This is a genomic window from Streptococcus sp. 2342, from assembly GCF_013276795.1.
In the GTDB taxonomy this organism is placed as follows: Bacteria; Bacillota; Bacilli; order Lactobacillales; family Streptococcaceae; genus Streptococcus.
Genome location: NZ_VMLR01000003.1, coordinates 382,164 through 407,041, shown reverse-complemented (window position 1 = coordinate 407,041; position 24,878 = coordinate 382,164). Strand labels below are relative to the sequence as shown.

The following is a 24,878-nucleotide window of genomic DNA, read 5'->3' as shown; positions in this document are numbered from 1 at the left end:
TTACTCCGCTGATCGAATATTCTCGTTATTCAATTTTAAGTCCTTAGAATTTGCGATTTCTTTCAAGCGTTCTGCCCTCAACAATTCATTTACCTCTTGTTTGGCATCATCCAACTCTGTCTTCTTCTCCTCTATCTGCGCATTGATTTTTGTCAAATCATTTTGTACTTGTAGGAGTCGAGTCTGCATAAAGATAATACTAAGCGCCAAAACGAGAGCTGTAAACGCAATGGAAAGATAAAAAGCCTTCTCCACACGGGAGAATTTTTTTATACGACTCTGCAAGAATTGACTGGTTGTTTCTTTTTTATCTACCATTTTTTCCTCTTACTTGTGAATTTTTCTGGCCACGCGCAACTTAGCTGAGTGCGAGCGGTTATTGGCTTCTAATTCTTCTGCACTTGGCAAGATTGGCTTACGGGATACCAATTCCATCTTGGGCTTGAGATCATCTGGGATGAAAGGCAAACCTTTTGGAACTTCCACCGTTGAAGCTTCCTTGAATAATTGCTTGGTCAAGCGGTCTTCTAGTGAATGAAAGGTAATCACTGAAATTCTACCATCTAGAGCCAACATCTCCATAGCCTGCTGAATGGATTCATCTGCCGCTCCCAGTTCATCATTTACTTCAATTCGAATAGCCTGGAAAATCTGCTTGGCAGGATGACCCTTCTTCTTGAGCTCCTTGGCAGGTTTGGCCGACTTGATAATTTCTGCTAACTCAGTCGTTGTCTCGATTGGCTTCACTTCACGTGCTTGTTCAATCTTACGCGCAATCTGTTTAGAGAATTTGTCCTCACCATACTTGAAGAAAATACGAACCAAGTCATGATAGTCATAGTGGTTTACCACTTCATAGGCTGTCAGACTAGCATCCTGATTCATCCGCATGTCCAATGGTGCATCCTTTTTATAAGAAAAACCACGCTCACGCTGATCCAACTGAGGACTAGACACTCCCAAGTCATAACAAATTCCATCAATTTCCTGAACACCAGCTTCGCGCAAACGTGCCTGTAAATGACGGAAGTTATCCTTGATAAAAGTCACCATTCCCTTTTCAATGTAAGGTGCCAAGCGTTTTTGCGCATTGTCAATGGCATTCTGGTCTTGGTCAAAGGCATAGAGATGGCCTTTTTCACTTAATTTACTTAATAAATATTCGCTATGGCCTGCTCCACCCAAAGTCGCATCAACGTAGATACCGTCAGGCTTTACGTCGAGCATATCAATCGTCTCGTGGAGTAAGACCGTTACATGATGAAATTCTTTTGTCATATCTTATCTATTTTACCACAAATCTGACTAGCTTGCACTAGTCAGACAAATAGGCCAAAAACAAGTAAGATTTCTTTAAGAAATATGTCAAATATGCTTGACATTCGCTCTATAGAAGAATATAATGTAGTCAAATATATACGACACAAATCAGAAAGGAGAACAGATGAATCGTGTGAAAGAATTTCGCAAGGAACTGGGCATTTCCCAGCTCGAGCTCGCCAAGGATATCGGTGTCTCGAGACAGACCATCAACATGATTGAGAACGACAAGTACAACCCAACTCTGGAACTCTGTCTCAATCTCGCCCGCAGCCTCCAAACTGACCTCAACAGTCTCTTTTGGGAGGATGATTTTTAAAAAAGGAGCCAACACATGAAAAAAGAAACCTTCACTGAAAAACTCATCAAGCGCACATACGGTATTTCTGATCCACTTGACGAATACAAACGACGCGAGGCAGACCGTATAGGTAACCAAGTCTTTATCTTCCTTTTTTATCTGATGATTTTCGGAAATCTTATTCCGCTCGTTCTGGCCTATAAATATCCTCAACTAGTGGCTCTAGTCTATCCTCCTCTAATTTTAGTGATTGCCCTCATCGCTGCTGGCTATGTCACCTACCAAATGAAAAAAACAGGGATTACAGCTATTGATCCAGATATGCTGAGCGAGAAAGAAAGTAAGCAACTACACTACCCAGGTCTTAAAGCAGGTTTGTTCTTTGGTCTATGGATGTTTTTTATAACTCCTCTTCTCAGTATACTCATAGGTGAAGGTCAGGACTATTTTCATTCTCTCCTCACTATAAGAAATGGTGTATCAAGCATTCTCGGTTCTATTTTCTTCGGAGCGAGCATACAGTTCCTCATCTCCCGTCGCATTGCAAAAACTAAGAAAGATCAAGATGAGGATTAGGAGATGCCTTATGAAAAAAGAACAGAAACAGTTACGTTATCCTAGTCTGAAAGCAGGTTCGATTTATGGAACAGTGATATTTTTTATAATTCCACTCATTGATACCCTAACAAGTGAAAATCCAAATTTTATCACTTCTCTTCTAAATACAAAACATATTTTTAAAACTATACTGGGAGCTTTCTTTTTCGGAGTGATGATACATATTGTCGACTCACTTCGTATTGCAAGAGCTAAAAAAGACCAGGATTAGGAGGTACCTATGAAATCACTACTAACTTTACTGACCTATCATCTTTTGTTCAGTTCTCTGCTCATCTTCATCATCATTTCAGGGAACTTGCCAATCAGCGAGATATTCCTCGGGCTAGTCTTTATTCCAGCCCTTAACAAAGGACTGACTTATCTAAAGATTGACTCCCAAAAAACGCGCATACTCAACTTAGCACTATACTTTATAATTCTATCTTTTCCACAACTGATGCTCATCTCAAGCGATTGGAAATATTATTTACTGCTGACTATCGCTAGCCTTTCTTCTATCACTTATCTTTATTATCTCTATCAATTCGTTAAAGAAGTCAATCAAAAACCGCTCATTTAGGAGGTTACTAACATGAAAAAAGAAGACTTAACCACTCGCCTACTCCGAAATCTCTTTCATATCCAAGGCCCTTTTGATGAATGCCGGCAAGAGATTATCTACAAGGCTTGTGCCCGTTCCATGGTCCAAATCGTTTATTCTTCCTTCTTTCTCTTCTTGTTTTATCTGTTATTTGGACGCTTCATAGAGGTCGTTCGCTATGCCATGCCCTACATTTTCTTTGGTCTGATTTATTTCATTACTTTAAAAACTCAAAGGGCCGTCAAAGAACTCCATCTGGAAAAAGATGACAAGTCAGAAATCATCCTTAAAACCTACAGCAAGAGCCAAATCAAATTCCGAAGCTGGGTTGTGTTTATCGGTCTTCAGATTGGCCTCTTTACCCTACTCATCTTTCATAAAGTCATCGTTCAGCAGATGTCACTTCCAGATTTTGGAAAGTTACTCATGCAATTCGATAAAAGTGTTCCTTTACTGATGTATGGTCTAATTATCGGTAGCATTTTTGGAACCCTGACCTACGGCTTTCTATCCCTACAGGAGGAGAAAACGTCTAAAAATACCAAGCAGAAAGAGAAAAGCAAACAATGACCTCAATCTACGATTTTTCAGTCTTAAATCAAGACAATCAAGAAACCCCATCCAATGGAAATTTCCAATATTCCTAGTCGTAACCATCATCTCAAGTTTGGTCTACTTCTATAACTTTTATCAAGTAGTTAAAGAAGTAAATCAAAAACAGTTGATTTAGGAGATTACTCCCATAATTTCTCATTTTATAGACAAATAATCCCATCCAGCTCATGCTAGATGGGATTATTTTATTTCTTAACAGAGGTTGCCAGTTATTTCCCTTTCATCTTAGAAAGTCGACTCTTTCCAACTCACACTACAATCCAAGACTTGTTGCCTTTCTTCTTGATTGAGGCCTTCAATCTGGTCAATCAAAATCTTTGTAGCCTGTTGTCCTTCTTCAAAGGCGGGCTGAACCAACGTCGAAACACTTGGAGAAGAAAAGCAAGTCCACTCCGTATTGTCAAAACCAATCAACCCAACTTGTGGCAAGTTATAATTCAACTCTTTGATAACGGTAAAGACTGGAGGTAGGGCCCAACAGTTAGGAACAAATACCAGAGTTTTTTCATCGGGATTGATTTCTTTTTGTAAAAATTCCTTAATTTGTTCCAAATTCGTATGCTTATCTTCAATGGTTAGCCTAGCGTGGCGCATATTAGCATCTGTTAAAGCATCCACAAAACCACTTGCCCGCTCAATCCGAGTACTCAAACGACTCGTATCCGCTGTAATCAAGAGAAAATGCTCATAACCTTTTTCGATACAGGACTGGGTCATATCATAAACGGCATCATAGTTATTGGTTTTGACCCAGCTAGTCCGGTGTTCATAGAGCCGACTATCAAAAAAGACCATTTTCTTCTTTTTCTCATCGATGATACGAGAATATTTTCGGAAATTAGAGGTCGGCTGAATAATAAAGCCGTCTACTCCCAAGAGAAGCATGCTTTCAATATACCTGTCCTCACTCTCTTGGCTGTAGTTACTATTTCCTATCATTACCTGGTAGCCATTCTGGCTGGCGATATCCTCAATTCCCTTAACAATTTGGGTTGAGAAACTGTTGGTAATATCACCAATCAAAACACCAATTAATTTTGTTCGTTTGGAGTTTAAGCTACGCGCAACAATGCTCGGTTTGTAATTTGTTTCATGAATAACTTTTTTAATCTTTTCACGTGTCTCTTGGGACATTTTTTCATATTTCCCGTTTAGGTAAAATGACACGGTTGTTTTCGAGGTCTGAGCCATTTCTGCAATATCTTTTATGGTCAGTTTCTTCTCCAATCTAAAACACCTCCTACTAATACCCATTATAACATATTCACTATTCAAAACGTCTATTTCTAGCACTGCAAGCGAATCATTCTCTCATTTATTTTATCATATACTAGACATTTTCCACGCATTTTTGTTCCGTCAACGAGGCATAATTTTTCACCTACACAAATATCCTCGCTTAATAACAGAATCAGCTTGTCTGTTTCGTCATTTTTCACTTCAAAAGCCAGAGCATTTTCTACTTGATGACCATCTGTCTGGTAGACAGAATGACGGATGATTTCAAAACTCTCATGCGCAATGATTGTATAATCCAGCATCTGATTCTCAAAGAATTGGTGTTTGATGAGTTTGCTACTTTTTTCAAGCTCGTTGTATTTAGGAGAAATGATCGTAGCTTCCAAATCAAAATCAACTTCACTCCATAGTTTCAACTGATTGATTTTCCCATCTTGATAGGTCACATCCTTGTCAAGGATAAACTGAGTCAACGCCTCATGCTGACCTTGACACCTGATATCATCTACCAAGAGCCATACATCCTCTGCCAACATGAGGATTTTTCTCCTGTGAAGATAAGGCAAATCAGGTTCTGCTGACAAATACGCCCCCTCAATATAATGCACTCCCTCTCTTTCTTTGTGGTGACAAAACAGGGAGTGAGGATAGTATTCATATTCCCAGGATCCCACGATCCTTTCTGGAGCTTTCCCATCTACTATACAGGTCGAATGACTCCAAGCACTCTTTAAGAGATAACGTTCATCTACCTCCCGATAAGAATAACGCCCAGTATCTATGAAAATCGGTTGGCCTTGATACTGTAAGCAAAAACTATTCTCGTCACTATGGCTATGGGCACTTCCCAGCGGACCGTTTTTAAAAAATAGATAACGATGTTCATCCTTAATGCAAACATGCCCAGAATCTTCAAAGCTCCTGAACTTAGGCTGCCAAGCTCTCTTTTCAAATTCCTGCAGTCGCTTGACCTTTTCTCGCCCCAGGAACAGGAGGCTAAGTAAATCGACTTTAACATCCAGACCGTTAAGAAGGTCTTCCTTGTTCAAAACCATAGCAGACAGGCTCAAAATCTCTGTCGTTTCTGTAGAATCGCTATCACCAAAAGCCAAGGTCCGTCCATCTAGACCTGTCATCATTTGAATGTAAGTCGCCATCTTTTCCAGCAGCTCTTGAAAGCTATCTTGCAAGTCCGGAAGCAAGAGACACAAGTCCAGCAAGGCTTTATAAACCTCTACATGATAGAGAATCGACTGTTCAAACTGACTTCCATCCTCTAAAATCTGCGTCTCGATCTGCTGTTTCAACTCCTTTGAAGCAAAATGGTAAGCTTCTTCTAGGTCCATCTTATCTGAAAAGAAATGATAGGTTGCAAGTATCGGAATCGTTTGTAAAATCCCCCAGTTACTAAGGGTGTACTTGGCGCGATAATGGCTTTTCATAAAGTCAATCTGCTTTTCTAGACTGACCAAAATTTTCTCTAGTTCTTCCTCCTCTAGCAAGTCAAATTTCAAGAGGAGCAAGAGTAGTTTCAACCAAGTAAAGGAACGAATACCCGTATCCAAGGTTCTAGTCATCAAAGATTGAGGACGAAATTCTCTCACCTGCTCAATCCAGTCAAATAGAAAGAACTTGCACTTTTGGATATAGCCCTTATCTCCTTCTACCAGGTACCCTATCATAAACTGCAAGAGATATTCTTGTCGATTGAGCATATAAGCCCATTCTGGATCATCTTCAAATACTTGATTCCACACCATCGGCTGGATTTGATGGATTTTTGAACAAGGTTCCATATCCCAAGGACTATCAAACATAAAACGATTGTCCATCAAGCGCTCAAGGGAACTCTTGACTTTCTCATAGTCTTTTGAACAGTGGGACAAGATATAATCACGATATTGGTCCCCATCAATTCTTTCAAAAAATTGTCTTCTTTCTTCTTTCATTATCTATTACCAGAAAAAGAACTACTTAAAAAGCAGTTCTTTTGTCTTTCCCATTACACTTTCCTTTTCTACATAGATGACCACACCTTTTGCAATCTGCAAGGAGACCAAGTCATCTTTGATAGAAATGATTTTTCCATGAATTCCAGACAATAACAACACTTCATCACCAGATGTTAAAGAAGCTAAATACTCTTGTCGTTGCTCCATCTGTTTGCGAAGCAACTTTTGCTGACGAATAGAATGAAAGCTTGACAGTAAAAGGGGACTCACTGCCAAGACAATCACTATTCCATAAAACAATGTTGTATCCATTAAGCTAGAATCTTAAGCCAGCTTCCGATAATTCCGATGATAACTGTTAAAATAACGAGTTTATATGTTGTCCATTTCTTTTCTTTGATCAAGTAGTAAACTAAAAGTGTAAATAGGGCTGGTAGAAGAGCTGGAGCAACCTTATCAAGCATTCCCTGAATACTTACGATACTTTGTTTAGCGTCTGCTTTAACTTCCCCTGCAGCAAAGGTGATCGGCACCATAATCTTAACAGATGTCGCTGCCAAACCAGCAATTACGGTTACACCAATAATATTGGCAATACGAGAAATCGTTGCCATCTGCTCACTTAGTTTATCAATCACAGTCGTTCCTAGTTTGTATCCATACAGACCAGTTGACAATTTAATCGCTGTCAAAATCGTATTCATCGCTAGGAAGAACAAGATTGGACCGACAACCAGGCCTTCTTGAGCAAATGAAGCTGCAATCGTTGAGAACAATGGGGCTAAACAGAATTGTGAAAGAGAATCCCCAATACCTGCCAACGGTCCCATTAAGGCCATCTTGATACTACGTGTTTCTTTTGCCGGACGGCCATTTTCCAACATTACAAGATGCAAGCTGGTAATAAAAGGCAGGAAGTGTGGGTTGGTATTATAGAATTCACAGTTTTCTTCCAAGGCTTGGTAGAAACCTTCCTGATCCTCTCCATAGTGTTTTTTCAAAGCAGGATACATCACATTGGCATATCCCAACCCTTGATAGTTACTATAGTTAAATCCATTTTGACAAAAGAATGCCCGCAAAGACGTTTTAAGATAATCACGTTTTGTTAATTTGTTAGATCCAGTCATCGTGTGCTTCCTCCTCTACCACATGATTCGCTGTTTTTGGCTTGTTATAAAATTCAATCAAAGCAAAGATAGTACCTACAATTGCAATACCAATTGTTGGGATGTTTAGATAAGCTGCACAAACATATCCCAACAAGACAAAGGGAATCAACTCTTTCTTAGCCATCACTGACAAGATCATCGCAAAACCGATAGCTGGGAGCATTTTACCAGCAACTGTCAAACCTGTAAGCAATACCGGTGGAATGTAGTCTACGAGTTTCAACAAGGTATCCATTGAAAGGGCACCCAAGCAACCCAAGGTAAATCCAATAAAGGCAAACAACCAAATTGTTGCATTTAGAGTGAACTTGAATTTCTTCAAATTATGGTTTTTCAAGTGCTTCATCGCCGTTTCAGGCGCACCAGCACGTACAGTGTAGGCGAAAGTTTGTAAGAATTGAATCGCCACAGCAATCGGAGTAGAGAGGGCAAGAGCCGCTTCTGGACTGACTTTACCAGCACTAGTGATAGCCATCAAGGTACCAAAGATACCAGGTCCGATTGGGTTTGGTGGAACAGTACCTCCAGCACCAACACCGAATCCCATATAAGCCAATTCACCAATAGCTCCCATTGCAAGAGCAGTAGGCAAATCACCTAGAATAATTCCGACACCAAATGACAGAACAATACATCTATTGGTGTAAATTCCTAACAGCATTCCACTAAAACAGAAAGCTGTCCATAATCCAATTAAAATCGCTTGAAATACATTAATCGACATAACGATCTCCTCTTTTAAATATAGTCCATAATGTTGACTTCAACAGCTCCATCATTTCCTGTTGGAGTTGTTTTCGTATTAAATGTTACTTGATAAGTTTGGTTCAATTCCTTGAGGGCTGCCTTGTCCTCTTCACCCAGGAAGATGGAGCGTGTCACTTGCTCTTTACCAGGGGCATTGTGAATGTTCCCAATATTGATTTCTTTGATAGGGACACCACCTTCTACCAAGGTTAAAGCGTCCTTTACATCCTTTACAACGATAAAGATCGTTTGAGCAGGATTGGCCTTGTGAATGATATCAATCACCTTTTGCAAAGGGAAGAAACGCATGGCAACTGAGTCTGGCACAACTGTTTTCATCAGAGTTTGTTGCATCTTGTCCGTGCTTACTTCATCATTGGCAACAATGACCGTATTACAACCTAGGTATTTTACCCAAAGTTGTCCTTGTCCATGAATCAACCGTTCATCGATACGGGTCATAATAATATTTGGCATTGTCATATTTCTCCTCCTACCAATATAGGTTCCAATCCTTGTAGAAACGGATAAGGGCTTCTAGGTAATAGTAGTCACCCCAGATATTGCCTTCGTCCACTCCTTTACCTGAATGCCATGAGTACACACCGTGGAGGAGACTTGTCCCACCAGGGGTAAATTGATCATTTGCATAATGTTCGATCAAAGAACGAAGCATGGCATGCATAGCATGTTTATAAATATCTTTGTCAGCATCCACCTCTGGGAGATGTTTTAGCATTTCATGAATCCCACAGACAGCGATAGCTGTTGCTGAAGAATCTCGTGATTGATCACTACCATCATTAAAAATCAAATCCCAATAAGAAACATGATCTTTTGGCAGACGATTCAAGAAATAATTGGTTACACCCTTAAACAAGTCAAAGCAGGACTCGTCTTTCAGGTGACGATAAGTCAAAGGAATACCATAGACTCCCCATGATTGACCACGTGCCCAGCATGAATCATCACTATACCCTTGTCTCGTTACACCTTTAAGGGGTTGACCTGTCTCAGGATCAAAGTAGAAGGTGTGGAAGGACGAAGCGTCATCACGGATTACATTATTAGCTGAAACATAGAAATGGCTTTCTGCAATATCGTAGTATTTTTGATCGCCTGTTTCTTGATAAGCAAAGAATAAGAGTTGGATGTTGAGCAAGCAGTCGATAATCAAACGGTAATGCTCTTTCTTGCCCAAGTCTCCCCAAGCTTGAATAAAACCACCTTTTTCTTGATAGCGTTCAATCAACTTATCTGCAGCTTTCAAGGCTGCCTCTCTGGCCTCTCCATCTCCATTTATCTTATATTCAGCCATACAAGACGGTGTGTACAAGAAGCCGAGATCATGGTGATCCAATTCTACTCTCTTATTGACACGATCCAGGAAAGAAAGAACATTTTTATGAGCGATGTTTTTAAATTCATCCTGTTGACTGTATTCATAAGCCAACCACAGTTCTCCTGTCCAGAAACCATTGGTCCATTCCGTATTATCCATGATTGGATAGACATTATCAAAGGTAGCTGGCGTCGGGAAATCTTCCTTGAAATAGTCAAGGTTGAGTTCTAACTGCCGAATAACCTTATCGATTGCCTGGCCGACTTCTTCTTTCGTCAGAAGTGGTACTTCTAAGAAGCGCTCAGGCGATTTTATTTCTTCAATCGTAACCTTTTTTATCATTCTTTTACCCTTTAAATACCCGATTCGAAATCTTCTTCCTCTTCCTCTGCATCCGTTGAAAACAATTCTTTACCATTTACGACTCCACCCTGAGCCGCCACTACTGATTTATTAACAACCTCATCAAAGCTATGAGCCATTCTAGCAAAGACTGCTTCCATTAACATAGCTAAGTTCAAACCCGAGAGAACATTCATTGTTTTGGCTGGATTTTCTCCCATTATGGTAGAAGAAACCTTGAATGGCGATCCTCCCAAGAGATCACTTAGGATTAAAACTTCTTCTTCATTTGAAATTGCAAGTAAGATTTTTTGCTTGAGTTCATCTGCTGACATTCCTTCCACAAAGTCAATCGCCTCCACATTTTCTTGATTGCCTGCAATCAATTGTAAAGAACTATAAATCCCTGTGGCAAAATGTCCATGCCCTACAAGTACAATTTTCATCTTTTCTCCTTTCTTTTTTGAGTTTACCGGTTTACTCTATATTTTACATTGTAGACCTTTATTTTTATCTTGTCAATAGTTTTTTCAAAAAAATATTAGCGCTTTCATTGCTTATTTAACCATTACAATAGACAGAAACTTCAAAATCTTCCGTTTTTTTAGGAAAACAAAGATTTTCAGAAATAAAAATATTTAATTATTGACAAAACCGGTTTACTAGAATATAATTTGGTTATAGAGAAGTCTTAACAAATTTGAAAGGAAGTATCAAATGACAAATACATCATTCTCAATTGAGCAGTTTTCTTTAAAAGGAAAAATTGCTCTCATCACCGGCGCTTCTTATGGAATTGGATTTGCTATTGCCAAATCCTACGCTGAGGTCGGCGCTACTATTGTCTTTAATGATATCAATCAAGACCTGGTCAATAAAGGGATTGAAGCTTATCGTGAAGTTGGCATCGAAGCCCATGGGTATGTCTGTGACGTGACAGACGAGGACGGTATCCAAGCCATGGTCAAGCAAATCGAACAAGAGGTTGGTGTCATTGACATCCTCGTTAATAACGCTGGTATTATCCGCCGCGTTCCAATGTGCGAAATGAGCGCCGCTGATTTCCGTAAGGTCATCGATATTGACTTAAACGCACCATTTATCGTTTCAAAAGCAGTCATTCCTTCTATGATAAAGAAAGGGCATGGAAAGATTATCAATATTTGCTCGATGATGAGCGAACTGGGACGTGAAACGGTTAGCGCTTATGCTGCCGCTAAAGGCGGCTTGAAAATGTTGACCCGCAACATTGCGTCTGAATACGGTGGAGCCAATATCCAATGTAACGGAATCGGACCGGGTTATATTGCCACTCCTCAAACAGCACCTCTTCGTGAGTTGCAAGAAGATGGTTCTCGTCATCCATTCGACCAGTTCATCATTTCAAAAACACCTGCTGCACGTTGGGGAAATCCTGAAGATTTAATGGGCCCTGCTGTCTTTCTCGCTAGTGACGCTAGCGACTTTGTCAATGGCCACATCCTATATGTAGATGGCGGTATCTTAGCCTACATCGGAAAACAACCTGAGTAAAAATAGAAAGAGGATCTTATGAAAATCGCATTAATCAATGAAAATAGTCAAGCTAGTAAGAATCACATTATTTATGATAGTCTAAAAGAAGCGACAAATAAAAAAGGCTACCAATTATTTAACTATGGTATGCGTGGAGAAGAAGGTGAAACCCCATTAACATACGTACAAAACGGCCTAATGGCTGCCATCCTTTTAAATACAAAAGCAGTCGACTTTGTTGTTACCGGCTGTGGTACGGGTGTAGGAGCTATGCTTGCTTTAAACAGCTTCCCTGGTGTTGTCTGTGGTCTAGCAGTGGACCCAACTGACGCTTACCTTTATTCTCAAATCAATGGTGGTAACGCCTTGTCTATCCCTTATGCCAAAGGATTTGGCTGGGGGGCAGAACTGACCCTCAAATTAATGTTTGAACGCTTATTTGCTGAAGAAATGGGCGGTGGCTACCCAAGAGAACGTGTAGTCCCTGAACAACGCAACGCTCGTATCTTAAACGAGGTGAAACAAATCACCCACAATAATTTGATGACCATCCTTAAAACAATCGACCAAGACTTTCTCAAAGACACCATCTCTGGCAAATACTTCCAAGAATACTTCTTTGAAAACTGCCAAGATGATGAAGTCGCTGCTTATTTGAAAGAAGTATCAGCCAAGTAAAGCTATTCTAAACCAGAAAGGAACTAATGGATGACGAAAATATTACTGTTTGGCGAACCATTAATTCGAATCTCACCATTAGATGCCACCAGTATCGGCGATCATGTTGCCAGTTCGACTTATTTTGGCGGATCAGAAATTAACATCGCTTGTAATTTGCAAGCCCTGGGTATCTCAACGAAAGTCTTTACCGCACTCCCTGCCAACGAGATTGGAGATCGTTTTCTCACATTCTTGAAACAGCACCAAATCGATACCAGTTCAATCTGTCGGCTTGGCGATCGAATCGGCCTCTACTTTTTGGAGAACGGCTTTGGTTGTCGTCAAAGTGAAGTTTTCTACGATCGTAAGCATACGAGTATCAGCCAGATTCGGCCAAACATGCTAGATATGGATTCTCTCTTTCAGGGGATTGGCCATTTTCATTTTAGTGGAATCACTGTAGCTATCGGTCAAGAGATTCGTACGCTCCTTCTCCTACTCTTGGAAGAAGCCAAGCGCCGAGGGATTATCGTTTCAATGGATCTCAATCTGAGAACAAAGATGATTTCAGTCCTAGAAGCCAAGTATGAATTTTCTAAGTTTGCACGTTTCGCTGACTATTGCTTTGGTATTGATCCTCTCATGATTGATGACCAAAATCTAGAGATGTTCCCAAGAGACAGAGCCAGCCTAAAAGAGGTGGAAAATCGCATGCGACAATTAAAAGAAGCCTATGGTTTCAAGGCCATTTTCCATACCCTCCGCTCTAGTGATGAACAAGACAAAAATGTCTATCAGGCCTATGCTCTGGGAGAACGATTTGAAGAGTCTGTCCAACTAAAAACTGCAGTCTATCAACGAGTTGGTAGCGGGGATGCCTTTATATCTGGTGCCCTTTATCAACTACTCCATCATTCCTCCTTAAAAACTACCATTGACTTTGCAGTTGCGAGCGCAACTCTCAAATGTACTCTTCCAGGAGACCATCTCTCCACTTCCGAAACTAGTATTGAAAAATTACTGGCAAATGCACAAGATATCATTCGTTAGGAGAATTACATGACCAAATCAGATACGATTATTGAACTAAAAAAACAAAAAATTGTCGCTGTTATTCGAGGAAATACAAAGGAAGAAGGACTGCAAGCCTCAATTGCTTGTATCAAGGGAGGTATCAAAGCTATTGAAATCGCCTATACCAATCAGTATGCAGGGCAAATCATCAAGGAACTTGTAGACTTGTATCAGGACGATCAAAGTGTTTGTATCGGTGCAGGTACTGTGATTGATGCCGTAACTGCTAGAGATGCTATTCTAGCCGGAGCAAATTACGTTGTTTCTCCATCTTTCTATGCTGAAACTGCAAAAATGTGCAATCTCTACAGCACACCGTACATTCCAGGCTGTATTACTCTCACAGAGATAACGACTGCACTTGAAGCTGGTAGTGAAATCATTAAACTCTTCCCAGGTAGTGCTCTCAGTCCAGCATATATCTCTGCAGTCAAGGCACCGATCCCACAAGTTTCCGTAATGGTAACCGGAGGAGTCGGCCTAAACAACATTCCTCAATGGTTCGCTGCTGGTGCAGACGCCGTTGGAATTGGTGGCGAACTCAATAAACTCGCTTCCCAAGGCGACTTTGACCGCATTAGCGAGATTGCCCAACAGTATGTTACACTCAGATAAAATGAAGTGAAAAAAATCCGAAGATGTTTGACCTTCTTCGGATTTTTTCTATTTTCCACAGTTTCATGTGATTCATCTTAGATGATGAACAAATCAGTTATTCTTTCCTCTACGGAATAGATAAGCCGCCCCAAGTAGCAAGAGCCCTAGACTTGCCAAGATTGACTGACCTTCTCCTGTCTGAGGGAGATTCTTTTGATCCGAATGGTTCTTTTCTTCTTCAGATTTTTCCTTTTCTTTTGAATCCTGAGTTTGTGGTTGAGCTACTTGTTCTAACTTTTTAAAGACTTCCTGATCTGGAGCTGATTCCTGGGTTTCAGGATTGTAGTAGGCAACCTTATAGTCATACCCTTCTTTTCGAATGGTATAGACCCCACGTTTCAAGACTTGGAATTGGTTGGAAATAGTAGAAACAGAATCATCATATTTCACAATGCCCCAAACTCCTTGTTTGGCATCATAAACAGACTGAAGGGTCTCATTGTTATCGATGAGACTACTTTCTAACTCTTTTACCATTTGATTGAAGATGGCACAATCCACGTTAGGGATGAGCATATAGTCATAAGAATCCCCATTTTACTTATGAGCCTGACTAATCGTAAGAAATTCATTTTCAACTTCCTTGTCTGACTGTCCTTCATTGATATCCTTCCAAGATCCCTTTTGGACAGTCTTACTCATACTGATTGAACTCTTCTTAAAGAAAAAGTAACCAATATTCTTTTTCGAATCGGACGATTCTAAGAAGACACTTTGGGTTTCAGGATAATCCTTTTCTTGTTCCGTGAGGGAGGCTTCTTTATCATTGACATAGACTTTATATGGAACACTTGATTCCAGTTTTCTCTGGTCAATTGTAGTTGCAGCAGTATCTGTTGAAGTGTTTTGGATATTGCTTCCTAAAAAGGCGATCTTATCCTTCAGTATAAACCAGCTCTTATGAGCAGTCAGTGTTTGATTCCAGTTAGTGAAATCCATGGTTGCTGTCACATTGGCCTCATCTAGTTTGCTCGTTCCAACGAAAGCAGACGGTAGAACTTTACCTGTATCACTATCCGATCTATTAGCATCTGTTTCTGTCGTACCAGGCATCTTATATGGATTAACTGTTGGCCAATAGCCATCGCTATAGTGACTCAAATCGCCATTGTAAAGATAGAACATCCCATCACTCGTATACCAACCACGTTTGTTTTCCTTGTTCATGTGTTCGTAATTCAAGGTACGACTGGAAAAGAGTGACAAGCCAAATCCAAACCCTTTCTCTGCATTGTACATGGCTGTTTTACCCATCTTATTAAAGGCAGATAGGTAACTGATTCTTGGAACACTTGCGACTCCAGCATCGTTTAACAAAGATTGCATCAAACTGATATCCTTATAAGTCTTCAAATTCTTAAAGACATCATAATAACTATCCGATTGAACAATGGTCTTCACAAGACTCTGCAAACGTTGTTTGGTTTCTCCTTCAGACATATCCGCTATCCGGTGAATCCCTCTTAGCACTTCTACTACGGCCACGTGCCCCTCGCAATTTGCACGACTGATCGAGCGTCCACGACTCATATCCATCAACTCTCCATTCACCAGCAAAGGGGCAAACGATTTATCAATCCAGTGGTACATAGTTTGCATTTTATCTTTATTGATTGGGCTCTTGGTCTTTTGAATGACTGGCAACAGTTGAGACAGGCCAGCAATCAAGAGATCCCCATAAGCACCTGTATAGGCAACATTGGTGTGGTCAATATAGAATCCATCTTGATAAAAACCTTCACCTTGGTCTACCAACTTGAACACTTGCTCAATCGAACGAATGGTAGAAGAAATTTCTTGGTCATCCTTGCGCAGTAAACCAGCTATTACTTTTACCCTTCCCATATCCACTAAGTTTCCACCTAGGGACTTAAATGGGTTATCAGTCGTCTTTCGGAAATATTCGGGATCTGGCGCAAATTTTTCAATCACATCTCTATACTTTTTAATTTCCTCATCAGAGAAGTATTCTTTCATCAGAGACAAGGTATTGTTGATGGCACGAGGTATACTGATTTCATAATCCCGCCAACTCCCAACAATGCTTTTTTCACTATTGTAGACATGTTTATGCATCCATTCCATGGAATCCCTAACTGTTCGAATAACGGTTTCATCCTGATAATAACGAAAAGAAGGATTGGTCACTTGCTTGGTCATCTCCTCCAATTTCCGATAAGTGGCAGTTAGATTCGCAGACGTTTTATAATTTGAAAATTTTTCCCACAAATAGGTGCGGCCCGCCTGACTTGAAATACTGGATAGGCTATCAGCCACCTTTCCTTCCAGTTCCTGGTTTAATTTGGCCATCTGTTCATTTTTAGAATCATAGTATTTATTCCCAGCGATGATACCATTCCAGTCATCCAAACGGGCTGTGTATGCATCCTTAACAGAGGCTAGAATCTTCAAAGGAATCTTTTTCACCTCCTTGCCATTTTTACTGACAATGACATTGATTGTCCCTTCCTTAAGAGGTTCTAAAATTCCATTTTTGACTGAAGCAAAATCAGGATTTTCTACCTTATAAGTATAGTCTGCAAGAGCAAAGACATGTTTTTTCCCAATTGGTAAATCAATCTTTTCCTCGAGCTGTTTATCTGTTTGAGAATCCTCAGAAGGCTGGTCTGCTACCTCTACCAGCTCAATATCCTTAAAAGAAATAGTCCCAGTTCCCGTTTCATAGAATAACTCCAGCTTGATTTTATCAACATCTAAAGTCGGGCTATAGTCTGCTTCAATGGTCTTCCAGTCCTTTGTTCCTGACGTCGTTCCAAAATTCCACAATTGCTTGTCCTTACCACTTTCCTAAATGATACGAACCTTAGCAATCCCGACTTTATTATCTGTTTTAATCTTGAAACGCAGTTTATACTTTTTCTTAGCTTCAATAGGAACCATACGGTGAACCACTGCCCTTAATTTCTCATGGCTTGAGATAGTGATAGCCCCATCCTTAGCCTCAATAACTCGAGTTGAGGTATCTGCAGAACTATTCTTCTGGTCTGCCCAAGCTGACCACCCCTGAGCTTTGCTTCCTGTCCACGGACTGCTTCCGTCCTCCGTCTGACCAAAATCACCATTTTCAACTAAATTTTTGTATCCCTTTGCTGATACTGAACTTCTGGCTTTTCTGAATGGTATTCGTAGTCGTTTCTTTCGCTCCAACTGTCAGATAATGATGTAATAAAAATCCTGATAAAACAAGTGAAGACAAACTCACAATGAGTTTCTTTGTTTTTGTTTGCATGTATACACTCCAATAAATCAATAGGAACTAAATCTCAAATTAGAGATTTATAGCAACTAAGTAACCCGGCTTAATTAAACCACACCATTTTTTTAAGCTGTTCGTAAACGGTTTCTATTGTATCAAGGACCTATTTTTCAACAACATCTTCCATCCGACTCGACGAAAAAAGTAAAAACTGTTACAATGTAGAAAAAGAAAAGAGGCCCTCATGACTTCACTTTATGATTTTTCCGTTTTAGGCCAAAACAACCAATCAACTCCCTTGGAAAGCTATCGTGGTAAGATTCTCTTGGTTGTCAACACTGCTACTGGATGTGGTTTAACGCCCCAGTACCAAGAACTTCAAGAACTCTATGATCACTATCAAGAACAAGGTTTTGAGATTTTAGACTTCCCTTGCAATCAGTTTATGGGACAAGCACCAGGTAGCGCAGAGGAAATCAACACCTTCTGTAGCCTACATTATCAGACCACCTTCCCACGTTTTGCCAAAATCAAGGTCAACGGTAAGGAGGCAGATCCTCTCTATGTCTGGTTAAAAGACCAGAAATCTGGCCCACTGGGAAAACGAATTGAATGGAATTTCGCTAAGTTTCTCATTGGTCGTGATGGAACAGGTCGTTGAACGCTTCTCTTCCAAAACAGACCCCAAACAAATTGAAGAGGCCATACGAACCCTACTATAATTTCACAATCTCACTATGATTAGGTTTCCTTTAGCCTAATGAATAGTGGGATTTTTTGATGGGCTTTGACTTAAATAGAAAAACACCCCATGATATGAAACATGAAGTGTTGTAAAGTCTATGTTGTAGGTGCTTATTTCACATTTTCAATGTGACCAATGATAACAAATACCATACCGAAGCTTCATATACACTAAACAAATGACTTTCTAATTATCTCAATTAGTTTTCGCTAGTAAATATCATTTCCAACAAACGCCCTCTCAATTCCTTATCCTGATGATGCAAGATATTCATTAACTCATGAGAATTTTTCGCATTGATGAATTGATTTAACAATCTATCTTTTAATTCATATGGAAGAGAAGCTGTCTTTAGTAGTCTAAAAACTTCATCATTCAGAGATGGTATTTTATTATCTTTACATTCAAATCTAGCTGTATCATTCTTATTTGGCAATTCAATTATAGACACATTCGTTCCTTTAAAATGAATTCTATGTTTTCTATTGCTTGGAACGATACTAGAATCTCCTTGTAATGCTAACTCTAGCATTCCCATTTCCCAATCGATTGATAATCTTGTTTTATATCTTTGACCATTTTGATCTTCAATCATTTCAAAAGAATGTTGTTTGCCTGGGAATACATACCAATCTACAATTTCAGGTAAATCAACACCCATATCTATCTCGGAACCAACCAAAGGAATGATTGCACCACTTTTTGCAAACACAGGTATAGTCGAAATGTCTCTATAAACACTTAACTTCACACCACCTGTATATTTTTTCTCTGAAAAGAAGTCATACCATTCACCTTCAGGGAACCATACATCCACTTTTGCAGATTGGAATGCCAAATCCATCTTTTCTACAATGGGAGCCACCATCAGTTCTGTTCCAAAAAAGTATTGGTTTGGAACATTATAGCTCTCATCATTCTCTGGGTAGAAATAATACATTGGGCTGATTAATGGGGCACCTTCTTCATGTGTCTTTACATTCATGGTATATAGATATGGAATCATCTGATGTCTCAAACGAAGGTATTTCTTCATAATCTTAGATGTTGTTTCTGAAAAAAACCAAGGTTCTTTACTATTAAAAGGACTTCTAGAACTATGTAATCGAGTAATCGGACTAAAAACGCCAAACTGTAGCCATCTAGTTTGTAGCTCCTCGTCATAATCCCCCAGCATGTGTCCACCGATATCATGACTCCACCAACTATAACCGATGTTAGATGCTGTCGCTGTAAAATAAGGTTGAAATCTTAACGAATTCCAACTAATAATGGTATCTCCTGAAAAACCAACAGGGTATCGGTGACTACCCGGACCTGCATATCTTGATAAAATCAAGCCACCTTCTGCATTTTTACAACTATCCTGATAGTGATAATGGTTTAAAAGCCATAGTGGATCCAACATGCCTTGTGTCCCTTGTTGCCAGTCAATCCACCAAAAATCTACTCCCTGCTTTTCTAGCTCATAATGAACATATTTAAAGTAGGATTCCCTAAAAGAGGGATTAAAAAAATCAAAAATGGCAGGTTCTTCTAATTCTACATTTAACCCTAATCGTTTGGCAACTCGAGGATAAGCTTCTTCATAAGCCCGTATACCATCAGCAGGATGGACATTTAAAGAGAGTTTTAACTTTCTATCATGAAGTTGTTGCAATAACTGTTCTGGATTAGGTATTAAGTTTTTATTCCAACTATATCCTGTCCAGCCACTTCCAAAACGGGCTGGAATTTCAGTTATATGCCAATCCATATCTAACACACCGATAGATAATGGAATTTTCTCTGTTTCAAATCTATCTATTAAATCCAAGTATTCATCTGACGTATAAGGCCAATACCTACTCCACCAATTGCCTAAAGCATATCTTGGCAACAAGGGTGTTGAACCAGTCAAATGGTAAAAGTCTCTGATTGCTCCTCTATAATCATGCCCATAGGCAAAGAAATACAGGTCAATTTGATTTTCTCTCTCAATATAACCAGACTGTTCATCCCAAATAAATCCTTGAGAATCATCCAATAAGGCTATACCATTTCGGCTAATAATTCCATCTTCTAACGAAATTGCTCCATCTGCCTTATCCAAAGTCCGAGCTGTTCCTTTTAACGTTTCAATAGATTCACCAAAATACCAGCGACTACCATATACGGCAAAATTTCCTTTTAATTCTATAAATAAATTTTCGGCGTTAAATTCTCCTTTATTAAAGTGCAAATGAAAATAGTCCGTCATAATATCTAGTACGTTTGATGTCTCGATATAATCTAACGAAACTTGGCCAAAATCTCTATTATAGATAAGTTGTGTCGTTCTATCCTCAAAACTTCCAGTTTGAGAGTATTCTAACCTTACTAACTTGTCTGTTAATACAGAGATTCGATAAAACTCTCCTTTAAAAATTTTCAATTTGGTTTCCTCCTTTTAGTAAATTTCTTTACCTTATCAAACATTTTATTTGTTATCGTTACATTCATCAATCCGCAAAAAGCAAAGCCCCCAAATGTAAATACGTAAATAGCTGTTAAAACTCGTTCTGGACTACTAAAACTCATATACAGTACAGAAATATTAAATAAAACCAACATGATAGCTTGTATTGGATTTAAAAGACAAATTAATACGCTATTTACAATACTATTTTTTAGATTATCTTTAAATAGACCAATATAGGGAAAAATAACACTCATCAAAAGTATTATAACAAATAAAAAGGGCAACACTAACAATAAACTATACTCTGAAAATAAACTTGAATAGCCCCAAAGACAATAGTTCACATATAAAAGTAATTCTATTAGGAGGATAAACAACCAAATAAAAGTTGATTGTTTAAAATTTTGTCTAAAGATCCGAAAATAATGATAAGCAATATCGGTATCTTTACCTTTTAAAATACGATACCACATTGTCGTAAGAGAAGTTAATGATGCCCCAATTGTAACTATTGGAATACAACTAACAATAAATAGAGTATTTAAAATAATTAAATCTGTCAAAAAAGTTAAAATTCTAACCACTTTTCCATCTAATGAAAATAATTTTTGCATAATATATTCTCCATAAAATCAATCGTCTTAACTCTATATTTTAGAATGTCAGTTGCACAAAAATATTACCTAAATTATTTAAAAAACATTTCCAAATTTCTTTAAAAATTAGAATAAAGGAAGCGAGATAATTTGATGTTATCAGTCTCGCTTCCTGTAATTAGCTAGTCCCTTGTTTATACAACCAAGAGTTCATATAAAGTATTACTCTTTTACTTCTTTTTGGTAACGATTATATGCTTCCTGTTGAATCTTCATAAATTCGTCCAATCCCATATTCTTAAGAGTTTCTTTGTATGAGTCCCATTCTTTTTCTATGCCGCCTTCAACTACCCATTTAGATGCTTGTTGTTTGACATAAGATTCAATACTCACATAGATTGATGATAATTTGTTGAGTTCTTCTTGTGAATAAATCACATTAGGGTAAGCTGGCAACGCAAATTGTTTCAAATCTTGGTCCATCTTCAATTTCAATCCATCACCTTGTGTTTGATCGATTTCTACGCGACTATTGATATCATCGCTTACGTATTTAGGACCAAAATCTCGAAGTGAATTAATCCATGCCCATTCATCAGCTGATTTACCATCTTTAGGAGGTAACACTTTAAACTTATCACCATTCTTTTCAGTAGCTATTCCAAATGATCCATAGAAATTCTGAATACTTGCTTCATCTGTATATAATTTATCCAACCATTTCAATAATTTAGCAGGGTTTTTGCTCTTATTTGTAATCAAAATTTCATTGCGACCGTAGTTGTAATGATCTGGATCAGAAAAGACATATTGTTTTCCATCCATACCTTTTAAAGCAGGTAGAGCAATATACTCACTTGAATGTAATCCAAACGTTGCATCTGCTGTCCAACCACTAGAAACACCTACTCTAGATACTCCCTTATCCATACGTTTCGCAACACTCATAGAGGTATCTTCTGTAAAGATTTCCGGATCAATCAAACCTTTTTTATAAGCTTCATGCATTGCTGCAATCCCTTGTTTATAACTTTCCTCTGTACGAAGGTAGACTGGTTTTCCATCTTTTACAGACATTTCATATGTATTATCTGCACCTAAACGATTATTGAACGGAAGAATATATGAAAATGTTGGATCAAAGTTTCCTGCTCCGAATGGAATTTCATCAGAAGCGTCTCCATTTCCGTTCGCATCTTTATCCTTAAATTCTTGTAGTACTTTTACTAAATCATCATAAGTTTCTGGAACTTTTAATCCTAGATTATCTAGCCACTTTTTATTAATAAATAGCTGATTTGCTACAGTAGGGCGCATCGGTAATTTTTTAGGTAGGCTGTAGATATGACCATCTGGTGAAGTAATCATAGCTTTAATCTTAGGTTCTTTCTCCATAGCCTTAGTTAAATTAGGCATGTTTTCCTTGATTAAATCTTCCAATGGGATAAATAGAGATTGGTTCTGAGCAATTTCTGAATCTGTAAATGCATTTGAACCCAAAAATGCATCTGGTAAATCTCCGCTAGCAACCAAAACAGACTTCTTATCTGCCCAATCTGCGGCTACAAGTGTATCCCATTTAACATCGATACCTGCTTCCTTGGCAGAATCTGTTAGAAAACCTTTATGATAATCTTCTCCCCAGTCAGACCAACGAACAGTTGTGATTTTATAAGAATCTTCTCCAGACTTATCGTCCTTATTCGCATTATTGGAATTTGCACAGGCTGTTAAGCCAGCAAGTGTAACTGTTCCTAAGAACAAATATGTAAATGATTTATTTTTCATGATTTTCTCCTATTCTTTCAAGGCGCCAATCATTACGCCTTGATTAAAATATTTTTGAACAAAGGGATACAACAACATAATCGGAGCAGTTGAAATAACAATTGCTGCATATTTCATCATATCAGCTTTGATACGAAGATCTGATGCAACTTCTCCTGTTGCTTGCGATTGTAACATTTGATTACTAATTAGTAAACGTCGTAAAATTAATTGCAATGGTTGTAAATTTTCATTCGTTAAATAAATTAAAGCATTAAACCACGAATTCCAAATACCAACTGCAGTCCAAAGTCCAATAACTGCTATAATAGCTTTTGATAAAGGAACGACTATCTTAATAAAATAACGAATTGTACCACATCCATCAATTTGCGCAGCCTCCCACATCCCGTCTGGAATACTATTATTAAAGAAAGTTCTAGCAACAATAATATTGTATGATGAAACTGCAAAAGGGATTACCATTACCCAAAATGTATCAATCAAGCCTACATTCTTTACTGTTAAGTAGGTAGGAATCAAGCCACCTGATACAAACATAGGGATTATGTATAGAATACTCATCCACTTTCTACCAACTAATTCTTTTCTAGATAAAGCATAACCAGCTGGAATATTGACTACTAAAGCAACTAAGGTACCAACAACAGTATATAAAATGGTATTTAGATAGCTACGTAAGAATAAAGGTTGTTGAATAAGACGTAAATATCCATCTAATTTCCATTCTCTAGGAATAAACCATACCTTTCCATTTGCAACATCTGAAGGATTACTAAAAGATGCAATCACTACAAACCATAACGGATAAACAATTAACAAGATAAGGAAAATTGCTAAACCATAGGTAACTATATCAAATAATAATTCAGAGTTTGTTTTTCTTGATTTATGAAACCATTTCACCTTGAGCACTCCTTCCTTTAAAAAAGACCCGTTCTAGTATATCTTTTCGAGAACCAGTTAACAGATAACAAAATTATTAGATTGACTACGGTGTTAAATAACCCTATAGCTGTCGAATAACTATACTGAAAGTTCACCATACCAACTTTATAAACATAGGTCGAAATTATCTCACTTCCTGCTAAATTAAGAGGATTCTGTAGTAGTAACACCTTCTCAAACCCTACACTTAATAAACTACCTGCTCTTAATATTAATAAAATCATAGCAGTCGGCAAAAGTAATGGTAATTCTATATGCCGAATTTTTTGTAACCTAGAGGCACCATCCATAGTTGCAGCCTCATAATATGTAGGATCAATTGCAGAAAGCGCTGCTAGATAAATAATACTATCCCAACCAATATGTTGCCATACATCACTCCAAACATAAACACCTGCAAAATGACTAGGTTTTGATAAAAAATCTGGAATAGTGATTCCAACAGACTTAAATACATTCGCTAACAAACCACTAGTAGGAGATAAAAATAAGATAATCATCCCACACATAACCATTGTAGAGATAAAATGGGGTAAGTAGGTTGTCACTTGAAATATTTTTCTAAATTTCCCAACTCTTAACTGATTACTAATGATAGCTAGTATAATAGGTAAGGGGAATCCTACTACAATACTATAAAGTGAAATTTTTAATGTATTGAACATAGTTGTCCCGAATTGGAATGATGAGAAAAATTGAGTAAAGTACTTAAATCCTACCCACTGACTAGCAAAGATACCATTGGCTGGTGAATAGTCTTTAAATGCAATAATTAGTCCCAACATGGGAATATAGGAAAATAAAATTAATAGCAATATTGAAGGAAAAAGTAATATATATAACGGAATACTATGCTTTAATTTTATTTTATGAAGTTGAGATGCTACTTTCATGTTTTTCCTCCCATCTGATTTTCTACGATTATTTTACACCATATAGAATTCCCTTAATAGAACTTTTTGGACTAGATTTATCAATTTTTCAGTTTATCATTTCTGAGAACTATT

Annotated in this window: 24 protein-coding genes and 2 pseudogenes; 10 read left to right on the top strand and 16 right to left on the bottom strand. The window is 38.3% G+C overall.

Translation table 11 applies throughout. From position 1 onward, the window contains the following. Nucleotides 1–318 carry a cell division protein FtsL gene (gene ftsL, locus HT689_RS04485; RefSeq protein WP_000227825.1) on the bottom strand — a complete coding sequence of 106 codons (318 nt, stop codon included), beginning with the start codon at nt 316–318 and terminating at the stop codon, nt 1–3. A gap of 9 nt (nt 319–327) precedes the next feature. Beyond that, nucleotides 328–1,278 (bottom strand): 16S rRNA (cytosine(1402)-N(4))-methyltransferase RsmH, encoded by a 951-nt coding sequence (gene rsmH / locus HT689_RS04480; RefSeq protein WP_000159402.1) that lies wholly within the window; start codon nt 1,276–1,278, stop codon nt 328–330. 166 nt (nt 1,279–1,444) lie between these two features. Here rsmH and HT689_RS04475 point away from each other — a divergent pair, with 166 nt between their 5' ends. From HT689_RS04475 to HT689_RS04455, 5 genes are read left to right on the top strand one after another with little or no spacing between them, the layout of a single operon-like run. After that, nucleotides 1,445–1,639, top strand: a complete 195-nt coding sequence (locus tag HT689_RS04475) for a helix-turn-helix transcriptional regulator (protein WP_001082470.1) — start codon at nt 1,445–1,447, stop codon at nt 1,637–1,639. Between the two features lie 15 nt (nt 1,640–1,654). After that, nucleotides 1,655–2,197 carry a DUF3278 domain-containing protein gene (locus HT689_RS04470; protein ID WP_173226260.1) on the top strand — a complete coding sequence of 181 codons (543 nt, stop codon included), beginning with the start codon at nt 1,655–1,657 and terminating at the stop codon, nt 2,195–2,197. A 10-nt stretch (nt 2,198–2,207) separates the two neighbouring features. Further along, nucleotides 2,208–2,450 (top strand): hypothetical protein, encoded by a 243-nt coding sequence (locus HT689_RS04465; protein WP_173226258.1) that lies wholly within the window; start codon nt 2,208–2,210, stop codon nt 2,448–2,450. A 9-nt stretch (nt 2,451–2,459) separates the two neighbouring features. Continuing rightward, complete coding sequence (locus HT689_RS04460) at nt 2,460–2,801, top strand: hypothetical protein (RefSeq protein ID WP_173226256.1); 342 nt, start codon at nt 2,460–2,462, stop codon at nt 2,799–2,801. A gap of 12 nt (nt 2,802–2,813) precedes the next feature. Then, on the top strand, nt 2,814–3,392 hold the full coding sequence (locus HT689_RS04455) for a DUF3278 domain-containing protein (protein ID WP_173226254.1): 579 nt from the start codon (nt 2,814–2,816) through the stop codon (nt 3,390–3,392). 270 nt (nt 3,393–3,662) lie between these two features. Here HT689_RS04455 and HT689_RS04450 read toward each other — a convergent pair whose 3' ends face one another. Genes HT689_RS04450 through HT689_RS04415 form a run of 8 tightly spaced genes read right to left on the bottom strand, consistent with a single transcriptional unit; the run spans nt 3,663 to nt 10,677 of the window. After that, nucleotides 3,663–4,664, bottom strand: coding sequence for a LacI family DNA-binding transcriptional regulator (locus HT689_RS04450; RefSeq protein WP_000412459.1), 1,002 nt, complete (start codon nt 4,662–4,664; stop codon nt 3,663–3,665). 59 nt (nt 4,665–4,723) lie between these two features. After that, complete coding sequence (locus HT689_RS04445; RefSeq protein ID WP_173226252.1) at nt 4,724–6,625, bottom strand: alginate lyase family protein; 1,902 nt, start codon at nt 6,623–6,625, stop codon at nt 4,724–4,726. Nucleotides 6,626–6,646: 21 nt separating this feature from the next. Beyond that, nucleotides 6,647–6,940 carry a preprotein translocase subunit YajC gene (locus HT689_RS04440; protein ID WP_000381737.1) on the bottom strand — a complete coding sequence of 98 codons (294 nt, stop codon included), beginning with the start codon at nt 6,938–6,940 and terminating at the stop codon, nt 6,647–6,649. Next, the gene (locus HT689_RS04435; RefSeq protein ID WP_000148013.1) at nt 6,940–7,758 is read right to left on the bottom strand and encodes a PTS system mannose/fructose/sorbose family transporter subunit IID; all 819 of its coding nucleotides are present in this window, start codon (nt 7,756–7,758) and stop codon (nt 6,940–6,942) included. The genes HT689_RS04440 and HT689_RS04435 overlap by 1 nt, the downstream gene beginning before the upstream one ends. Further along, nucleotides 7,745–8,524: a PTS mannose/fructose/sorbose/N-acetylgalactosamine transporter subunit IIC gene (locus HT689_RS04430; protein WP_000026611.1), complete on the bottom strand. Its 780-nt coding sequence runs from the start codon at nt 8,522–8,524 to the stop codon at nt 7,745–7,747. Before HT689_RS04430 ends, HT689_RS04435 begins: the two co-directional genes overlap by 14 nt. A gap of 14 nt (nt 8,525–8,538) precedes the next feature. Continuing rightward, nucleotides 8,539–9,030 carry a PTS system mannose/fructose/N-acetylgalactosamine-transporter subunit IIB gene (locus tag HT689_RS04425; RefSeq protein WP_000178619.1) on the bottom strand — a complete coding sequence of 164 codons (492 nt, stop codon included), beginning with the start codon at nt 9,028–9,030 and terminating at the stop codon, nt 8,539–8,541. A 10-nt stretch (nt 9,031–9,040) separates the two neighbouring features. Next, nucleotides 9,041–10,231, bottom strand: coding sequence for a glycoside hydrolase family 88 protein (locus tag HT689_RS04420; protein ID WP_000592923.1), 1,191 nt, complete (start codon nt 10,229–10,231; stop codon nt 9,041–9,043). A gap of 11 nt (nt 10,232–10,242) precedes the next feature. Next, nucleotides 10,243–10,677, bottom strand: a complete 435-nt coding sequence (locus tag HT689_RS04415) for a PTS sugar transporter subunit IIA (protein WP_000706826.1) — start codon at nt 10,675–10,677, stop codon at nt 10,243–10,245. A gap of 271 nt (nt 10,678–10,948) precedes the next feature. On the opposite strand from HT689_RS04415, the gene HT689_RS04410 reads away from it, so the two are divergent. The 4 genes from HT689_RS04410 to HT689_RS04395 are packed head-to-tail and all read left to right on the top strand — an operon-like array spanning nt 10,949 to nt 14,095. Next, nucleotides 10,949–11,764 (top strand): gluconate 5-dehydrogenase, encoded by an 816-nt coding sequence (locus tag HT689_RS04410; protein WP_050313396.1) that lies wholly within the window; start codon nt 10,949–10,951, stop codon nt 11,762–11,764. An 18-nt stretch (nt 11,765–11,782) separates the two neighbouring features. Next, on the top strand, nt 11,783–12,424 hold the full coding sequence (locus tag HT689_RS04405; RefSeq protein ID WP_173226248.1) for an RpiB/LacA/LacB family sugar-phosphate isomerase: 642 nt from the start codon (nt 11,783–11,785) through the stop codon (nt 12,422–12,424). A 30-nt stretch (nt 12,425–12,454) separates the two neighbouring features. Then, nucleotides 12,455–13,456 carry a sugar kinase gene (locus HT689_RS04400; RefSeq protein ID WP_173226246.1) on the top strand — a complete coding sequence of 334 codons (1,002 nt, stop codon included), beginning with the start codon at nt 12,455–12,457 and terminating at the stop codon, nt 13,454–13,456. A gap of 9 nt (nt 13,457–13,465) precedes the next feature. Beyond that, nucleotides 13,466–14,095, top strand: a complete 630-nt coding sequence (locus HT689_RS04395; protein ID WP_173226244.1) for a bifunctional 4-hydroxy-2-oxoglutarate aldolase/2-dehydro-3-deoxy-phosphogluconate aldolase — start codon at nt 13,466–13,468, stop codon at nt 14,093–14,095. Nucleotides 14,096–14,188: 93 nt separating this feature from the next. Here the strand turns inward: HT689_RS04395 and HT689_RS04390 are convergent. After that, nucleotides 14,189–17,387 (bottom strand): annotated as a pseudogene (locus tag HT689_RS04390) (LPXTG-anchored hyaluronate lyase). Between the two features lie 211 nt (nt 17,388–17,598). On the opposite strand from HT689_RS04390, the pseudogene HT689_RS04385 reads away from it, so the two are divergent. After that, nucleotides 17,599–18,076, top strand: a pseudogene (locus HT689_RS04385) (glutathione peroxidase). A gap of 222 nt (nt 18,077–18,298) precedes the next feature. Here HT689_RS04385 and HT689_RS04380 read toward each other — a convergent pair. The 5 genes from HT689_RS04380 to HT689_RS04360 form a co-directional block, all read right to left on the bottom strand. Continuing rightward, nucleotides 18,299–20,512, bottom strand: coding sequence for a TIM-barrel domain-containing protein (locus HT689_RS04380; protein ID WP_173251336.1), 2,214 nt, complete (start codon nt 20,510–20,512; stop codon nt 18,299–18,301). Next, entirely contained in the window at nt 20,509–21,153 is a 645-nt protein-coding gene (locus HT689_RS04375; protein WP_173251338.1) for a YesL family protein, read from the bottom strand. The genes HT689_RS04380 and HT689_RS04375 overlap by 4 nt, the downstream gene beginning before the upstream one ends. 204 nt (nt 21,154–21,357) lie before the next feature. After that, a complete protein-coding gene (locus tag HT689_RS04370) occupies nt 21,358–22,923 on the bottom strand; it encodes an extracellular solute-binding protein (protein ID WP_173251340.1) in 1,566 nt (521 codons plus the stop codon). Nucleotides 22,924–22,932: 9 nt separating this feature from the next. Beyond that, entirely contained in the window at nt 22,933–23,829 is an 897-nt protein-coding gene (locus HT689_RS04365; protein WP_000870790.1) for a carbohydrate ABC transporter permease, read from the bottom strand. 17 nt (nt 23,830–23,846) lie between these two features. Continuing rightward, nucleotides 23,847–24,764 carry an ABC transporter permease subunit gene (locus HT689_RS04360; RefSeq protein WP_000861540.1) on the bottom strand — a complete coding sequence of 306 codons (918 nt, stop codon included), beginning with the start codon at nt 24,762–24,764 and terminating at the stop codon, nt 23,847–23,849. Nucleotides 24,765–24,878 lie beyond the last annotated feature (114 nt).

Coding starts and splice junctions, on each gene's coding strand:
- HT689_RS04455 (WP_173226254.1), top strand. CDS start 2,814: ATGAAAAAAGAAGACTTAACCACTCGCCTACTCCGAAATCTCTTTCAT.
- ftsL (WP_000227825.1), bottom strand. CDS start 318: ATGGTAGATAAAAAAGAAACAACCAGTCAATTCTTGCAGAGTCGTATA.
- HT689_RS04410 (WP_050313396.1), top strand. CDS start 10,949: ATGACAAATACATCATTCTCAATTGAGCAGTTTTCTTTAAAAGGAAAA.
- HT689_RS04460 (WP_173226256.1), top strand. CDS start 2,460: ATGAAATCACTACTAACTTTACTGACCTATCATCTTTTGTTCAGTTCT.
- HT689_RS04425 (WP_000178619.1), bottom strand. CDS start 9,030: ATGACAATGCCAAATATTATTATGACCCGTATCGATGAACGGTTGATT.
- HT689_RS04470 (WP_173226260.1), top strand. CDS start 1,655: ATGAAAAAAGAAACCTTCACTGAAAAACTCATCAAGCGCACATACGGT.
- HT689_RS04440 (WP_000381737.1), bottom strand. CDS start 6,940: ATGGATACAACATTGTTTTATGGAATAGTGATTGTCTTGGCAGTGAGT.
- rsmH (WP_000159402.1), bottom strand. CDS start 1,278: ATGACAAAAGAATTTCATCATGTAACGGTCTTACTCCACGAGACGATT.
- HT689_RS04400 (WP_173226246.1), top strand. CDS start 12,455: ATGACGAAAATATTACTGTTTGGCGAACCATTAATTCGAATCTCACCA.
- HT689_RS04430 (WP_000026611.1), bottom strand. CDS start 8,524: ATGTCGATTAATGTATTTCAAGCGATTTTAATTGGATTATGGACAGCT.
- HT689_RS04415 (WP_000706826.1), bottom strand. CDS start 10,677: ATGAAAATTGTACTTGTAGGGCATGGACATTTTGCCACAGGGATTTAT.
- HT689_RS04420 (WP_000592923.1), bottom strand. CDS start 10,231: ATGATAAAAAAGGTTACGATTGAAGAAATAAAATCGCCTGAGCGCTTC.
- HT689_RS04375 (WP_173251338.1), bottom strand. CDS start 21,153: ATGCAAAAATTATTTTCATTAGATGGAAAAGTGGTTAGAATTTTAACT.
- HT689_RS04395 (WP_173226244.1), top strand. CDS start 13,466: ATGACCAAATCAGATACGATTATTGAACTAAAAAAACAAAAAATTGTC.
- HT689_RS04445 (WP_173226252.1), bottom strand. CDS start 6,625: ATGAAAGAAGAAAGAAGACAATTTTTTGAAAGAATTGATGGGGACCAA.
- HT689_RS04360 (WP_000861540.1), bottom strand. CDS start 24,764: ATGAAAGTAGCATCTCAACTTCATAAAATAAAATTAAAGCATAGTATT.
- HT689_RS04405 (WP_173226248.1), top strand. CDS start 11,783: ATGAAAATCGCATTAATCAATGAAAATAGTCAAGCTAGTAAGAATCAC.
- HT689_RS04370 (WP_173251340.1), bottom strand. CDS start 22,923: ATGAAAAATAAATCATTTACATATTTGTTCTTAGGAACAGTTACACTT.
- HT689_RS04465 (WP_173226258.1), top strand. CDS start 2,208: ATGAAAAAAGAACAGAAACAGTTACGTTATCCTAGTCTGAAAGCAGGT.
- HT689_RS04435 (WP_000148013.1), bottom strand. CDS start 7,758: ATGACTGGATCTAACAAATTAACAAAACGTGATTATCTTAAAACGTCT.
- HT689_RS04475 (WP_001082470.1), top strand. CDS start 1,445: ATGAATCGTGTGAAAGAATTTCGCAAGGAACTGGGCATTTCCCAGCTC.